Below are 15422 nucleotides of genomic sequence, written 5' to 3'. Positions count from 1 at the left end.
AGAGATTATGATGCAATTTATCGATTTAAAAAAACAATATTCAATAATAGAAAACGAAATTTTAGCAAGTATTAAAAACGTTTTAGATCATGGTCAATATATTATGGGGCCTGAAATTGCACAACTTGAACGGCAATTAGCTGATTTTATAGGAGTTAAACATGCAATTGTCAACTCAAGTGGAACAGATGCATTATTAATGGCATTGATGGCCTTGGAAATTCAGCCGGGAGATGAAATTATTACCACTCCTTTTAGTTTTTTCGCTACTGCTGAGGTGATCAGTCTTTGTCAAGCTAAGCCTGTTTTCATAGATATTGATCCACTTACGTATAATATGGACCCTAACAAGCTTGAGGCAGCAATTACCAGAAAAACTAAGGCAATAATGCCCGTCGGATTATATGGTCAATGTGCTGATCATGACGAGATTAATGCTATTGCAGCTCATCACGGTATCCCAGTAATTGAGGATGCAGCACAAAGTTTTGGCGCAACTTATAAAGGTAAATATTCCTGTGCTTTATCAACGATTGGATGTACCAGTTTCTTTCCATCTAAACCTTTAGGTGGATATGGAGATTCGGGAGCTTGTTTCACAAATGATGATAATTTAGCCCAAAAACTCCTTGAAATAAGAATTCATGGTCAAAATGCGCGTTATTGCCATAACCGTATAGGAATTAATGGAAGAATGGATACGATTCAGGCAGCTGTTTTAATTGAAAAATTGAAACTGTTCCCCGATGAAATTATTATGCGCCAAAGAGTCGCCAAAGCGTATGATCAGATTCTGTCACCCCTTGTAAAAACGCCCTTTGTTCATAGTTATAATACAAGTGTTTATGCACAATATACCATTGAAGTAAGTAATCGAGATTCGTTCCAAAAGGCAATGCAAGAATCAGGAATTCCAACTGCAGTGCATTATCCTGTACCCCTACATCAACAAGCTGCCATGGCATATTTGGGTTATAAAATGGGAGATTTTCCTCATGCTGAATATGCAAGCAGTCGTGTTATTAGTTTACCCATGCATCCTTATTTGCAGGAAGCAGAGCAAATAAAAATTGCTAACGCTGTAAAAAGTGCACTAAAAGTACATCATGAAGAGGCTGTAGTATAATGATGCCTAAATTAATTGTTGCACTAGATTTTGATAATGAGCATGATGCTTTAAAATTAGTTGAAAAGCTGGATCCTAAAAGTTGCGCTTTAAAAGTTGGAAGCGAACTATTTACACTGCTTGGCACAAGTTTTGTGAAACAATTAATCAAAAGAAACTTTAAAGTTTTTTTAGACTTAAAATTTCATGATATTCCCAATACAGTTGCAAAAGCGTGTAAAGCAGGTGCTGAGCTGGGAGTGTGGATGATGAATGTCCATGCTTCAGGGGGAATGAGTATGATGCAAGCGGCAAGAAATGCTATTGATTCATATGGCACGAATAGACCTATCTTAATTGCAGTAACTGTTTTAACCAGTTTTAATCAAAATGAATTAATTTCAATTGGGATAGACACATCTGTAATTAGTCATGTAAAAAAATTAGCTATTTTGACCAAGGAAGCAGGTTTGGATGGAGTCGTCTGTTCCGCTCAAGAAGTTAAGGTCATAAAAAGTTCTTGTGGGGATCAATTTATAACGGTAACCCCAGGCATCCGATTGCCAAATAACGTAAGTGATGATCAATCTCGAATTATGACACCCAAACAGGCCATTGAAGAAGGGAGTGATTACTTGGTTGTCGGACGTCCAATCAATCAAGCATCAAATCCTGAACTTGTTGTTACTCAAATTTTAAAGAATATTCAAGATAATTAATCCTATTTATACCTAGGTACATTGCAAAAATGTGCCTAAGTATCATACGTTAAAGTCATATCTGACAGTTCATAGCAGCTATTAGTTGTTCATTTCGGAATAATTCGGTCTATTTAATTTCTGATAAATTTGTGTTAATTATATTTGTGATGGTTAAAAATAATAAAACAAAAAGGAATCGTAATCGAATCATTTGAACAAAAGGTGATGGAAACAGCAAGACTCGAGTTAAATATAGCATGATCTAATCAGCAATAAATCAACTGGAAGCAGGGAGTGCTTTAATTATTGCTGAGGGAGTTAATGGATTATCATAACTTAAGGATAAGTGATGACACCACAACACGTAATAAGTCAGCTGCTTGAATCTGACGCACACCCATATGCTCAAAATCTTGATTTATTGAAAAAAATTATTATGACGGCCTATTTAGGACGTTTAGAAATTAATGGTTCCCTCCCCGATAATAAAATCGCTTTTGGTAATTATCTATTTGATAACGAACAAACAATGTTCGATTTTACTCGCGTAAGTGATGAGAAAAGATCATTGTTTAACCAATGGCTGTTGGATCCCCACCAAAAGGAAAAAACTAAAGCAATTTTATCGGGCGTAACAGTAAATGAGTATCGCGGTTTCACAGCAGAGGTTGCTTTAACCTGGTGGGGTAGAATAGTAAGCTGGTTTCAAGGGCAATTTTTAGAGCATTGGAAAATAAGTGATTTAGATTTATCACTGAAAAATATATCAAATTATCAATTAACTGGTATTCAAATGTGCCATGGTCATCATGGGATATTAGTAGGCTTTAATCAATTTTTAGTTCCTGGGACGGGAACAAAATATAAAGATCCTAATGACTCACAGCAAGAACCTCTAGGAAATACGAAACGACTTTTTATTACCGATAAATTAGTCGATCAGCTAATTTCGCTTAATATAAAAAATATTAACTTTGAATCCATATGTAAAAGCCCTCATCCTCATTCTATCGAAGTGTCCGATCCACAAGAACGTCTAGATAAAATGCATGATTATCGAAAGATGCAGCGATATATGTCATTAAAGCCTTGGTACGTACGCATTTGGAGTTGGTTATTTCCTTGGATAAACGAGGAAAAAGTTAAAAGCAAATCGATTAAAGAAAAACAGGTAGTACCTCTATATCAAACCAAAAAAATCGAGATATTTAGGTTTTTAAAATCACATGAGATTCTTGTAAGAGAAAGAAAGCCTAATATTGAAAATATAGTTCTTTGTGGTGGTGGCGCCAAAATTTTTGCTCATATTGGTGTCTGGAAAGCACTAAATGAAGCCAAAATATATCCTGAAAAATTTGCAGGCAGCTCCGCAGGAGCCATTATGGCCTTAATGTGTTATTTAGGTTATATAGCGGAAGAAATTGAAGCATTATTTAAACATTTTAAACATGAGCATTTAGTCCATTTTGATATAAATATCAATGGAATTTCTGAGGCTCATTCCCTAAAGACCGCTCTTGATTATGCGGTTGCTTATAAATTAGATCAAATTGTTTCCAAATACCAAATTCCATATCCCCAAGGTCCAATCACATTTGCAACCTTAGAAGAAATTCGGCAGAAATGCCCTGGGTGTGGAATTGGTAAGGAATTAGTAGTTACAGCAACAAATAAAAGCCAAGGAAAAACTCGATATTTCTCTTACTTACGCTCACCTAATTTTGAAGTGAGTGAGGCAGTAAAAACATCCGCAAGTTTTCCTATAGTTTATAGAGCAACACTCATTGACGGAGAGGAACATAGTGATGGTGGAATATTAAATAATTTACCAACCAATGTGTTTTTCGATGATCATTCCACACTACTTGAATCGGAGTATGGTAATAACTTAAAAGTATTAGCCGTTAAGTTTGATGATGGTCCAGAGAGAAAGGCGATCGATCGTGTGATGGATAGAGTTTATAGAGAGAATGTAGTCTTAAATTGGATTTATAGATTATTAACTGGTGTTAGTGATCCAGCCAGCGGGTGGGAAAAAGATCGTTTGAAATTGAGAAAATATGCATGTCAATCCATTGTAATCAATGTTGATAATGTATCTACCTCATCATTTACCGTTGGAGAAGAAACTAGAAAGCAAATGATTGATTCTGGTTATCAAGAGACAAACAACTATTTGAACATGCGATATCACAAAAATGATGCCGAGGAATATGAAAATGAAGAGTTTATGTATACTACCTTTAGTTCCCTGGGTGAATTACTTTCCTATTGTTGTTATCGCGGTGATCAGCATTGGTTTGAAGTAGTATTCCGACTAATTGAAGAATCTAGCGCTCCTAATCAAAGTGAGTTAATGCAACAAGCACAGGAGTTGCGTAGACTTTATTTTACTACCGCAACTTCATCACCTAAAACTCCCAAGCAAGATGATAGTCCATTGACTTTTTTTGGTAATGAAATACCCAATGCCTTATCATCGTCAACTAGAAAAGACCATCATAAGATATTACTTGCGATATATCCTGTTTTTTTAAAACTATCACAAGATTTAATAAAGGACAGCGCCGATAAAAAGATTTTTGATTATGCACGCCATGTTTTTTCATTAAAAGCACCGTTTGAGTGTTTAACTCATTTTGCAAAAATTCGTAATGAAACGCATGTAATTTTTCATATCGCAATAAATTTATTAAAACAATTGAAGAAAAATCCTTGTGAGAAAGTTTATGAAGAGATGAGTCGACTGCTTGCTTTACTTAATAGTAATAAAAATTTATATAAAGAAGAGTATTTCTCACGTTGGGATTTATCCTTTTCTCAATGTTCACGCATACTCGATTTAATGGGCAAAAATTCTGAAGTTAATCCTCGAATGCTCCGTTCATTGAGCAGAAAATATGAGCCTATGCAAACGGTGAAATCGGGCATTTATTATGAAGATGATTATGGAGATTTAGAGTCTGATGAAGGATTTTCATTTAGTATGTAATATGTTCATGGAACTATGATATTTTATCAGTTAACTCGCAAATTAATGGAATAAAATTTTTATTATGAATATAAAAGGGTTTACACTGCTTGAATTGCTGATAACGATGGCAGTGTTCATAGGTTTATCAGTAATAGGGATTGGTTCATATACTTATTTTTTGAAAAAAAATGAGCAAAAAACAATTATTGATGAACTTCGTACGGCAATACAATATGCTAAGATGCAGGCGATAATTCTTGGTAATCCGGTATATGTTTCTCCGCTCGATGGGTCATCTAATTGGTCAAATGGGATGGTGTTAAATTTTTTAAACAAAAGAACGGATCAAAGGGAAGTAATTTATCAATGGCAATGGAACCATCCCCGCTGGGACTTGCATTGGGATGGAGCTGGTTCGAAAAAGAAAATAAGCTTTTCAACTTATCCTGGGCAAGCAATTAGCAATGGGCGTTTCATTTTAATGAATATGGATACCCATGAGCAGGTGATAATTATTTTAAATAGGCTAGGGAGAATAAGAGTTAGCAATAACTTGTCGCTGATGCGTTAATTTTGTAAGATCTTACTGAACTATATTTTGTCATAAGTAGCAATAATACATGTCTATTAATACTCATTCTATTTTTACCATAAATGCACAAAGTTCGGAACAACTTAAAGAGTGGCTTAATTATAAAGCCTCACTAACTGATAAACTCCAGCAACTTAAGGGCGAAACGCAGATCGAGGTTATCTTTCAAGGTTGGGAAAATGCGAATTGGTGGGATAGAAACCTTCTAGAAATTCAGGATGAATTGGTCTTTCAGCGCGAAATCATAATGAAAAGTTATGATGTTGTGTATTGGTATGCACGCAGTATTATTCCTAAAAAATGTTATGAACTCGATCCTGTTTTTTTTGGGCGTTTAGAAAATGAATCCATAAAAAACTTAATTTTTAATGAAGATAAAGTTCATCGTATTCAGGGGACAACTTATCCCGTGGATCAACAATGTTTGGAGTATCATTGGGTAAAAAGGCATCTGAACTCAATTAGCGGGATACTTTGGGTTCGGCTCACTGAATTTTTATTTTTACAAAAAGAATCATTTTATTTGGCCGAGATTATGTTACCTGAACTTGAGAATATTAACCCATGAAGTGGAATGCATATTGGCGATTAATGCGATTTGATAAACCTGTAGGAATTCTATTACTTTGGTATCCAACCGCATGGGCTTTATGGTTGGCAAATAAAGGGATCCCAACACTTAAACTCTTGGTCTTTTTTTTATGTGGCACTATACTGATGCGGGCGGCAGGCTGTGTGATTAACGATATTGCTGATAGAAATATTGATAAACATGTTGAACGCACTAAATTAAGACCATTAACGGCGGGTGAAGTGACTTTGCCTGAGGCTTTCCTATTATTAATAATATTACTTTTAGCAGCCTTTTTTATATTGATTCAGCTTCCTCGTAATTGTTTTTATCTTGGATTGATCGCCTTATTTATATCTTTATTATATCCATTTTGTAAGCGCTTTCTTGATGCGCCGCAACTAGTTCTAGGTTTGGCATTTTCTATGGGAATACCAATGGCGTATGTTGCATCAAATCAATTTTTAAATAATGAATGCTTCTTATTGTTTTTAATAAATTTTTCATGGATTCTTTCCTATGACACCATGTATGCAATGGCTGATAAAGCGGATGATTTACGAATTGGGGTGAAATCGACAGCGATTTATTTTGCTAATTATGATCGGATGATTATAGGTTTGTTACAATGTTCATTCCATAGTTTGTGGTTATGTTGGGCATTTATGAATCAAATAAATGAATCCTTTTATATGTTTTGGTTTATAGCGGGCCTCATCTTGGTTTATCAACAAATACTGATTAATAAAAGAATTCCCCGAGATTGCTTCAAAGCTTTTATTGTGAGTGCCTATTATGGCGCATCAATGTGGATGGCGGTTTGTATCAGTCTATAAGATAGGAGTGACAGCATTTTATTACCTGGGTTCCGCTATGCGTCCCCCAGGTAATTTAGATTTAGTAGGTATCGCTACCATTATCTGCAACAACTCGAGTATTTTTTCCATAAATTACAAGGATTTTTTGTTTTGTTTTCAGTTTGAGATCTTCTGCTTGAACCACAGAAATAATTCCGCCTGAATTTAACTTAATGACATATTCAACACCATGTGATTGGTTATAGCCATTATCCTCAAAGCTAGTACTACCTTTAGTTATGTTGCTTGTGTTTCGATGTAAATTCACAGGGCGCTTAGAAATAATTGTACCTGGAATAACTTTTTTAATTTTGCCTACTTCATTTGAATCATATTCACCAGGAGGTAATTTATTATTACAGCTTGCTAAAATGAGTCCAAAGAAAAGTACTAAAATAGGTTTAAATAAGTTTTTTCGGTTCATAGATACTTAAACTCCAGTAAGGGACATGATTAAGATAAGAGCCCTATATAGACTGCGAGTGATTACCTTTTAAGTAATAGGGATTATCTATCTCACGTAATAATTAATTTTGCGACCGTACGAAGTATAACCGAGAATTAATTTATTTTTAACAGTTCTCCTAATAAACTGCTCGCTCCAATGCGAAACCAACTCTTATTAATTTGTTTTCCCATCACTAACTCTGCGAGGGTTGCATAATTATGTGCTTGCTGTGGTGTCCTAATGCCACCCGAAATCTTAATACCGCAAGATGTATTTGCGTCTCGAATCGCACTTAACATGGCAAATGCGGCAACTAATGATGCCCCTATAGAGGTTTTTCCCGTTGATGTTTTAATAAAATCACAGCCTGAATCAATTAACTCTTTACTTGCATTGTAAGTAGTTGTGATATCAGGAAAAGTTCCCGTTTCTAAAATTATTTTTAAAATAAGCTTATGTTGTTTACAGAATTGTGCAATAGCATGACATTGATCTAATGTGTGTTGTTTCTGTCCTTTAAGATACCTTTGGTAAGGAAATACATAGTCAATTTCTCTAACCCCCAACCTTACAGCATTTTCTATAGATTCAAGTGAACTATTTAGATCTTCGCTTCCATGAGGAAAGTTAATAACTGTAGCTAAATCAATAGTATTTCCTGAAGAAACTTGATCCAAATGCTGTAAGTAAACACATAACGCAGCAACCTGATTTTGATTTCCGTTATGTTTTAATTGCAATAATGTTTCATTAGTGGCTTGCTCATCCAACAAGGTAAGATCAATGGTGTGAATCAGTTGCTTGGCAGGAATAGTTCTTTTGGAATAGTTGCCAAGTAATGTTTCCATAGCCTCATTAAAATTGGTTTCTAAGGTCACTTTATACTCGCGATATATTGTTGCAGAATTAAATTTAGTTTTTCTGCAGCACTTTCAGCCATTGCAACCACCGATTCATGACTGTGTGCAGTTTTTGAAAGACCAGTTGCATAGTTCGTTATCATTGCAATAACTGCAACGTGCATTCCACAATGATTCGCAACTAAAACTTCTGGTACAGTAGACATCCCTACAGCATCAGCTCCCCAAACTTTAAATGCTCGGATTTCGGCGGCTGTTTCGTAATGAGGACCTAAAACTGAAATGTAAACTCCTTCGGTAAGCTTAATAGAGTTTTTTGCTGCAATTGATAATAAGTCAAAACGCATTTGTTTGTCATAAGCATTATCTAAAGGATAAAATCTTGGACCAAACTCATCATCGTTGGGACCAATCAAAGGATTGCTGGGCTGCAAATTTATATGATCTGAAATAAGCATTAACTCTCCGGGCCCAACATCTTCTCTTAATGAGCCTGAGGCATTAGTAGCTATAAAGTAATCACATCCTAATAGTTTTAAAGCACGAATATAGGTTTTAACTGTTTCATAGTTCTCCGAACCTTCATACGTATGAGCTCGGCCTTGGAGACATACAACAGCCACATCATTCAAATATCCTAAAATTAAATTACCCCCATGTCCTTGTACGGTAACTTTTGGAAATCCCGGTAATTCTTCATAACTGATTCGAATTGAATCCTGTAACCCATCAGCAAATTTCCCTAAACCTGATCCTAATACCACGCCGATGCGAGGTTTAAATGAGGGATATAGTTTTTTTATATAGTTTGCTGCTAAATGGGCATAGCTCTGCTTTGGTGCAGTATCTGTCATACAAATTTCCTATTAATTAAGGGTTAACATCAAAATTAAAAGCCAATGGGAGGAGTTCATTAATTTTTAAGCTACGCAATATTGAATCTTTATTACATAGATGGATCAACGTATCTGCGGTGGAAAATTCATGGATTCTTTGTCTGCATCCACCACAAGGTGAACACAATTGATTAGTCCCCGCAAGTATAACCATACTTTTAATGTGTTGCTCTCCTGCCGAGACCATTGCAGATATGGCGGAAGTTTCAGCACATACCCCTAAACCATAGGAACTGTTTTCTACATTGACACCGCTATATAAATTATCTTTATCGGTGCATATACAACAAGCCACGCTAAACTTGGAATAGGGCGAATAAGAATGAGCAAGGGCCTTATGGGCGGTTGAAATCATTTTCGCAATTATTTGATCCATAATAAATCTCAATTAAAACTAGCAGTCTGTAAGTATAAAAGAGGATTGACTTTAAGACCATCTTCTTCTTTATGTTCTTCATCCTTAACAGATGATTTAGAGGGTTGAGATTGCTTTGGGGGATCAGAGAATAAACCATTGAAGCAACTGGGTTCTGGTTCAGGTGAGTTCGAATGGTCCAGGGAAGGTGAAGGTTTTAATGTTTCAGTCATTTCAAAATAACTATCAGGACGTAAGTCGGGTTCATGTTGTCCCAAATTGGCATTTAACCAAAATTCAAATGCTAATGCGCCAAGCCCCACACAAATGAGCAGTGAAAAAATAGTAATGGGTATTGCTAGTGGTGGAAATAAAAGTATAAAAGTAGCTGCAAGCGCAGCAACTAAGCTTATTGCAGTGGATGTTACGGCGTAAGATACATAAGCTTTTTGCCGTGTCGAAGAAAAATTTTCATCGGCAGGAGGGGGATTTTTTAACTTATGATACTCTCCAATCGCCCAAATTATATTACCAAGAAGAAAAAGCCATGCTGCAGGCGGAAATAAAGCGGGTACAAAAATGGCAGCCACACTGATTACTGTTGCTGTAAACCCTATAGCTGAGGAAAAAATAAATTGCTCTTTAATTTGAGCAAATCCATACCATTTGCGATAGTGCTCTGGGTGATCTGGATGAAGATGGCATGCTGTAAACCAACTCAGATACGCTAATCCATAAACGCCCAGTGAAAGAAATCTAAAAATCGATGCGGCGAGTGGAAAAGGGATATACTGGAGTTTTGAGAGCAAAAAGCCAGCAAAGAAAAAGATGCCACTTGCTTTATCTAATTTCTGGGCTACGGTCATTAAAAGTAATCCTGAAGATTTTGTAACCCTGCAAATTGTACCTTAATTAAACAGAAAAAAATAGTTTATTTAATATATTTAAGAATATAAAAGTGAAAAAATATGCAGACTTAATCAATTTTTTACTTTTACATTATAGGTTGATGTATTAGCCATTACCGAATTGAGTTCAGATATTTCGGTTTTAATATCCGATTTTGAATCAAGAATAATCCGTACGAGCAATCCTCCATCAGGGTTATTTAGAGCCATAATTTCACCATGATGTAAGTAAATTGAGCGAGCGGCAATGGCTAATCCTAATCCGTATCCACCTGTTTTTTTTGTTCTTGACGTATCAACACGATAAAAGGGACTAAATATTTTATCGAGCTGATCTTTAGGTACACCAGGGCCTTTATCACTGATATCGATATAGATATGTTCTTTAGTTTCATCATGTTTTAATGAAACGACGACTTGTTCTGTGGCTGGCGAATAATGTAGGGCATTGCGAACCACATTTTCTATTGCTCTATGAATTAACCGCTCATCAAGGAGCAAGCTACACGGTTCAATTACACCCGCGTTGACGCGGGGGGTTTCCTCCCCAACTTCATAATTGGCATCTCTAATGATATTGTGTAAAAGAGCAGAAAGATCAACCTTACTTAAATTAAGATCAGTTGTTGATTTCTCTAAACGAGCAAAATCTAACACTTCAGTGATCAAAGCATTTAACCTGGCACATTCGAGCTCCATACGATTAAACTCTGTATCTGCTAAACCCTTCGTTTTATTACGTCCTAATTCTATGGCAATTTGTAATCGAGCAAGAGGGGAACGTAATTCATGTGAAATATCTTGTAACAATCGCTCTTTAGAGGTGATTAGGGTCTCAAGTTGTTCTGCCATTCGATCAAACTCATTGCTCAATTGAGCTATTTCGTCATTGTAATGTCCTCTTAAAGGCCCAACACGTGTATTTAACTTTCCAGTCGCAATCGACTTAGCTGCCATTCCTAACGATCGCAGAGGTTGAGTTAAATAGCGGGATAATAAATAACAGATTAGACCACTAATAAATGTGGCCAAAATGAGACGAATCGCTAGACCAGCCCACGGAACACCGACAAAATGATAGATTGGTTTTTCACTAACAGCTGCAAGTCGATAAAATTTTCCTGAAGTGGATAAAATTTCATGACTCACTATGAGTTTGCCTGATTTTAAAATACCTTCGCTTAGCTGATCCTGAAGTAAGTTTTCTGCAACTTTTTTCACATTTTCTGGTACTGCGTGTGTGCCAATAATTTCACCCGAGCTGGATAGCAAATAAATGGACATATGGCGTGAAATACCAATTTTATTAAGCCATTTTAATAATGCAGTTTGTCGGCCTGATTCGTAGGTTGCAACCGCCGCATTTGCATAACTATCCATAAATAGCTGTTCTTGGGCAGGCAATGATGATTTTTGTACGATGTGACTTATTACCCAGGCTGTAGTGAAAATAATAAGTATTGTGGCGAGCCAAAACGAAATAAAAATTTTCCAATACAAACTACGCATTAAACATATATCCAAATCCACGAACTGTTTTAACTATTGGTTCACCTTGAGGATTATCTCCTAACTTATTTCTTAAGTTACTGATATGAACATCGATACTACGATCATATGCAGTATATTTTCTGCCTAGCGCATATTCAGTAAGCTCCTCCTTAGAGAATGCTTGTCCTGGTGACTTTATAAGCATTTCTAAAATATTGAATTCAGCATTCGTCAGTTCAAGATAGTTTCCCGCCATGGTTACATGACGTTTGGAACAGTCAACAACTATATTATGTTGCTCAATAATAGGTCTTGATGTGGGAATCTTTTGAGTACGCCTTAAAATAGCACGTAAACGAGCTACTAATTCGCGGGGATTGCATGGTTTTGGGAGATAATCATCTGCTCCAATTTCAAGACCTACAATTCGATCGATATCATCACCACGAGCCGTGAGCATAAGAACTGGTGTTTCCAAATGTTCACGAATTGCTTTTAATACTTCAAAACCATTCAATTTGGGTAACATGACATCTAGAATAATTGCATCAAAAGTTTGATTTAATGCTTTCTTTACTCCATTTTCTCCGTCATGGACACAAACAGCATGAAATCCTTCAGGTTCCAAATATTGGGCTAATAAATCTGTCAGCTCTATATCGTCATCAATTATGAGAATATTACCATTCATACTTCATTATGCCTTGCGTTTATCAATACATTCCATTAATTTGATTCTTCGAGCATCCGCGTTAATAATTTTAAACTCAAAAGAATCAATCGTAATCGTTTCCCCTCGTGAAGGTAAATGACCAAAACTATTCATTACAATCCCACCTATTGTATCATAAATTTCCTCACTAAAATCTGCTTTAAGTTGTTCATTAAATTCATCAATCGGCATATGGGCTTTAACAATATAGTGTCCATCTTCATGCGCCTTAAGATACGCATCTTCATCGATATCGAACTCATCTTCAATATCCCCAATAATCTGTTCGATAATGTCTTCAATGGTCACAAAGCCAGAAACTTCACCATATTCATCCACCACAATTGCCATGTGATTTTTGTTACTACGAAATTCACTCAGTAGGCTATCTAAGCGTCGACTTTCAGGAACAAAAGTGGCCTGCCTACAAATATCAAGTAAGTCAAAGGAATCCAAGTTAGCAGATTGATAGCGTAATAAATCTTTTGCGTGTAATACTCCAATGATTTCATCTGAGTCTGCAGTGATTACTGGAAATCTCGAATGGCCAGTTTGGGTGACTGTTTTGATGATGTCGCAAAATTGCTCATCTTCTTTAATACAAATCATCTGATTTTTTGGCAACATAATATCTCGCACACGCATTTTGGAGAATGAAATAGCACCTTCTATCATTGCCAAAGTTTCAGCACTAATAAGAGAGCGAATCTGTGCGTCTCTTAGTAAACTAACAAGTTCCTCTTGATTTTGTGGTTCTCCTTGTAAAAACTGCTTAAATCGAGCAAACCACGTACTGTTATCTTCCTCTTTATTCAAGTTAAATACCCTCTGCGTCGTAAGGATTTGGTAACCCAAGCTCAGCTAATAGTTTAATTTCAATAGCTTGCATTACGGCCGCTTCATCATCTTTAATATGATCATAGCCTAATAAATGCAATATTCCATGAATCAAAATCAATGCCCAATGGGATTCTAAAGTTTTTTTAAGATGCTTACTTTCTTCTAATAAAACTGTGGGGCAAATTACGACATCACCTAATAATGGACACTCCAATTGTATCTCCGGAGGTAATGAACTGGGAAATGCCAAAACATTTGTGGTTTTATTTTGTTTTCTGTAGGTATGATTTAGATGAATCATTTCTTCTGGTGTAACCAGACGAACGGTGAGTTCAGCTTCTTTTTGATAATCTCTTAAAGCCAGTGAGGCCCAGTTTATTATTTCATCTTCGCTGATAGGTAGTGATTCATCAGTTGCGTTTTGGATATCGATATAATAAGTCATTTATTTTTTCCTGTTGATGCCTGATCATAGCAGTCAACAATTTTAGATACTAACGGATGTCGTACCACTTCACGACTTGTAAACGTATGAATACTGATTTCCGGTATTTTTTTGAATAATCCTACTGCATGCGCAAGTCCAGAATCAATACCTTTAGGTAAATCAACTTGGGTCACATCTCCAGTTACTACAGCCTTTGAGCCAAAACCAATACGTGTTAAGAACATTTTCATTTGCATAACTGTTGTATTTTGTGCTTCATCAAGAATTATAAATGCCTCGTTTAGAGTTCGACCACGCATGAATGCTAAAGGTAAAACCTCGATAATATCAGTTTGAATGAGTTTTTGAGTTTCCTTGAAGCCTATCATTTCATATAATGCGTCATAAATAGGTCTTAGATAAGGTAGTACTTTTTCTACTAAATCTCCTGGGAGAAATCCTAATTTTTCGCCTGCTTCTACTGCCGGTCTTACAAAAATCAACCTTTGCACTTCCCCTTTTTCAAAACATTGTATCGCTTTAGACACTGCTAAATAAGTTTTCCCAGTTCCTGCTGGACCAACAGCAAAGGTTACATCAAAACGATCAATTGAATCGAGAAAATCAGCTTGTTTATTATTTCGGGCGACAATTGATTTTCTGCATAATTTAACATGATGAACATTATGGATCATTATTTTTTGGTTTTCCTTAAAAGTAATATATTATGAGTATAGTATTTATTATACTTTTTAGTTGTGTAAGGTTTAAGCTCACAAGAATAGTTCAGAACGCGCACCTTCTGCAAGATTTATGCTACAATCATTCTTTTTTGGTATAACATTCATTCATGATCGATCTTCATTGTCATAGCAGTTTTTCTGATGGATTCTTAAGTCCGAAGGAAATAATCCAAAGAGCACAAAGCAAACAGATTCAGTGTTTATCGCTAACAGATCATGATACAGTCTCAGGTTATCCAGAATTATTGCAAGCGGCTTCTACCACTTCGATTAAAATAATTAATGGTATAGAGTTTAGTGTCCGATGGAAAAAGCATGAATTACATATCCTAGGGTATCACATGGATTATACGCCCGATTTCTTCGAGCTTATTCAAAGACAAAATCAAAATAGAGTAGCGCGTGCGCAGCAAATTGGGACTGCATTGGACTTGCTTGGTATTGCGGATGCTTATTCAAAGGCATGTAACTTAGCGGGACATGAGCGCGTTGGTAGACCTCATTTTGCACAAGTTCTTGTAAATGAAGGTAAAGTTAAAGACCTTGCTACTGCATTTAAGCGTTTTTTGGGGAGAGGTAAGGGCGCTTATATTCCTACTCCTTGGATTAGCATCCAGGAAGCTGTCGAGGGCATTATTGATGCTGGTGGTCAGGCAGTAATTGCTCATCCACTTAAATACGGATTGACGCGTTCTAAATTGCATGAGTTAATTAAAGAATTTAAAGAAGTTGGTGGCGTGGGAATAGAAGTGGTTTCAGGTGAGATGACTGTAACTGAAGTCAATGAAATGGCTGCGATATGTCTTCGGTTCAATTTATTAGCTTCTTCTGGATCGGATTATCATAGTGATATTGCTTCGCGAGTAAAGCTTGGCGGTCAGAGGCCACTCCCAGTAAACTGTACACCTATTTGGCATGAATGGAACATTTAACAGGGGACTT

17 protein-coding genes are annotated in these 15422 nt (G+C 36.1%); 7 read left to right on the top strand and 10 right to left on the bottom strand.

Annotation, left to right across the window (positions count from 1 at the left end):
• The first annotated feature begins 10 nt into the window (after nucleotides 1-10).
• From HBNCFIEN_RS08965 to ubiA, 6 genes are all read left to right on the top strand, one after another.
• Nucleotides 11-1126 carry a DegT/DnrJ/EryC1/StrS aminotransferase family protein gene (locus HBNCFIEN_RS08965; RefSeq protein ID WP_182393663.1) on the top strand — a complete coding sequence of 372 codons (1116 nt, stop codon included), beginning with the start codon at nucleotides 11-13 and terminating at the stop codon, nucleotides 1124-1126.
• Entirely contained in the window at nucleotides 1126-1824 is a 699-nt protein-coding gene (gene pyrF / locus HBNCFIEN_RS08960) for an orotidine-5'-phosphate decarboxylase (RefSeq protein ID WP_182390768.1), read from the top strand. Before HBNCFIEN_RS08965 ends, pyrF begins: the two co-directional genes overlap by 1 nt.
• Before the next feature lie 331 nt (nucleotides 1825-2155).
• The gene (gene vpdC, locus HBNCFIEN_RS08955; RefSeq protein ID WP_304599248.1) at nucleotides 2156-4798 is read left to right on the top strand and encodes a Dot/Icm T4SS effector VpdC; all 2643 of its coding nucleotides are present in this window, start codon (nucleotides 2156-2158) and stop codon (nucleotides 4796-4798) included.
• A gap of 64 nt (nucleotides 4799-4862) precedes the next feature.
• On the top strand, nucleotides 4863-5351 hold the full coding sequence (locus HBNCFIEN_RS08950) for a GspH/FimT family pseudopilin (RefSeq protein ID WP_182390766.1): 489 nt from the start codon (nucleotides 4863-4865) through the stop codon (nucleotides 5349-5351).
• A gap of 49 nt (nucleotides 5352-5400) precedes the next feature.
• Nucleotides 5401-5940 carry a chorismate lyase gene (locus HBNCFIEN_RS08945; RefSeq protein WP_182390765.1) on the top strand — a complete coding sequence of 180 codons (540 nt, stop codon included), beginning with the start codon at nucleotides 5401-5403 and terminating at the stop codon, nucleotides 5938-5940.
• The gene (gene ubiA / locus HBNCFIEN_RS08940; protein ID WP_182390764.1) at nucleotides 5937-6779 is read left to right on the top strand and encodes a 4-hydroxybenzoate octaprenyltransferase; all 843 of its coding nucleotides are present in this window, start codon (nucleotides 5937-5939) and stop codon (nucleotides 6777-6779) included. The genes HBNCFIEN_RS08945 and ubiA overlap by 4 nt, the downstream gene beginning before the upstream one ends.
• Nucleotides 6780-6840: 61 nt before the next feature.
• Here the strand turns inward: ubiA and HBNCFIEN_RS08935 are convergent, their stop codons facing one another.
• The 10 genes from HBNCFIEN_RS08935 to HBNCFIEN_RS08890 all read right to left on the bottom strand — a co-directional run bounded on the left by HBNCFIEN_RS08935 (nucleotide 6841) and on the right by HBNCFIEN_RS08890 (nucleotide 14432).
• Complete coding sequence (locus HBNCFIEN_RS08935) at nucleotides 6841-7224, bottom strand: hypothetical protein (RefSeq protein ID WP_182390763.1); 384 nt, start codon at nucleotides 7222-7224, stop codon at nucleotides 6841-6843.
• Nucleotides 7225-7361: 137 nt separating this feature from the next.
• Entirely contained in the window at nucleotides 7362-8126 is a 765-nt protein-coding gene (gene deoC, locus HBNCFIEN_RS08930) for a deoxyribose-phosphate aldolase (protein WP_182390762.1), read from the bottom strand.
• Nucleotides 8123-8962: a purine-nucleoside phosphorylase gene (locus tag HBNCFIEN_RS08925; RefSeq protein ID WP_182390761.1), complete on the bottom strand. Its 840-nt coding sequence runs from the start codon at nucleotides 8960-8962 to the stop codon at nucleotides 8123-8125. The genes deoC and HBNCFIEN_RS08925 overlap by 4 nt, the downstream gene beginning before the upstream one ends.
• A 16-nt stretch (nucleotides 8963-8978) precedes the next feature.
• Complete coding sequence (cdd, locus tag HBNCFIEN_RS08920) at nucleotides 8979-9380, bottom strand: cytidine deaminase (protein WP_182390760.1); 402 nt, start codon at nucleotides 9378-9380, stop codon at nucleotides 8979-8981.
• An 8-nt stretch (nucleotides 9381-9388) separates the two neighbouring features.
• Nucleotides 9389-10225: a hypothetical protein gene (locus HBNCFIEN_RS08915; protein WP_255464173.1), complete on the bottom strand. Its 837-nt coding sequence runs from the start codon at nucleotides 10223-10225 to the stop codon at nucleotides 9389-9391.
• A 114-nt stretch (nucleotides 10226-10339) separates the two neighbouring features.
• Nucleotides 10340-11776 (bottom strand): two-component system sensor histidine kinase CpxA, encoded by a 1437-nt coding sequence (gene cpxA, locus HBNCFIEN_RS08910; protein WP_182390759.1) that lies wholly within the window; start codon nucleotides 11774-11776, stop codon nucleotides 10340-10342.
• Nucleotides 11769-12449, bottom strand: a complete 681-nt coding sequence (gene cpxR / locus HBNCFIEN_RS08905) for a two-component system response regulator CpxR (protein ID WP_182390758.1) — start codon at nucleotides 12447-12449, stop codon at nucleotides 11769-11771. The genes cpxA and cpxR overlap by 8 nt, the downstream gene beginning before the upstream one ends.
• 6 nt (nucleotides 12450-12455) lie before the next feature.
• Nucleotides 12456-13286 (bottom strand): HlyC/CorC family transporter, encoded by an 831-nt coding sequence (locus tag HBNCFIEN_RS08900; RefSeq protein WP_182390757.1) that lies wholly within the window; start codon nucleotides 13284-13286, stop codon nucleotides 12456-12458.
• 1 nt (nucleotide 13287) lies between these two features.
• Complete coding sequence (gene ybeY / locus HBNCFIEN_RS08895) at nucleotides 13288-13755, bottom strand: rRNA maturation RNase YbeY (protein ID WP_182390756.1); 468 nt, start codon at nucleotides 13753-13755, stop codon at nucleotides 13288-13290.
• Complete coding sequence (locus HBNCFIEN_RS08890) at nucleotides 13752-14432, bottom strand: PhoH family protein (RefSeq protein WP_182390755.1); 681 nt, start codon at nucleotides 14430-14432, stop codon at nucleotides 13752-13754. Before HBNCFIEN_RS08890 ends, ybeY begins: the two co-directional genes overlap by 4 nt.
• A gap of 155 nt (nucleotides 14433-14587) precedes the next feature.
• Here HBNCFIEN_RS08890 and HBNCFIEN_RS08885 point away from each other — a divergent pair, with 155 nt between their 5' ends.
• Nucleotides 14588-15412 (top strand): PHP domain-containing protein, encoded by an 825-nt coding sequence (locus HBNCFIEN_RS08885; RefSeq protein ID WP_182390754.1) that lies wholly within the window; start codon nucleotides 14588-14590, stop codon nucleotides 15410-15412.
• Nucleotides 15413-15422 lie beyond the last annotated feature (10 nt).

Source organism: Legionella sp. PC997 (genome assembly GCF_014109825.1).
Taxonomy (GTDB): Bacteria; Pseudomonadota; Gammaproteobacteria; order Legionellales; family Legionellaceae; genus Legionella.
The sequence above is the reverse complement of the archived record's forward strand: the minus strand, read 5'-3'. Positions and strand labels throughout refer to the sequence as shown.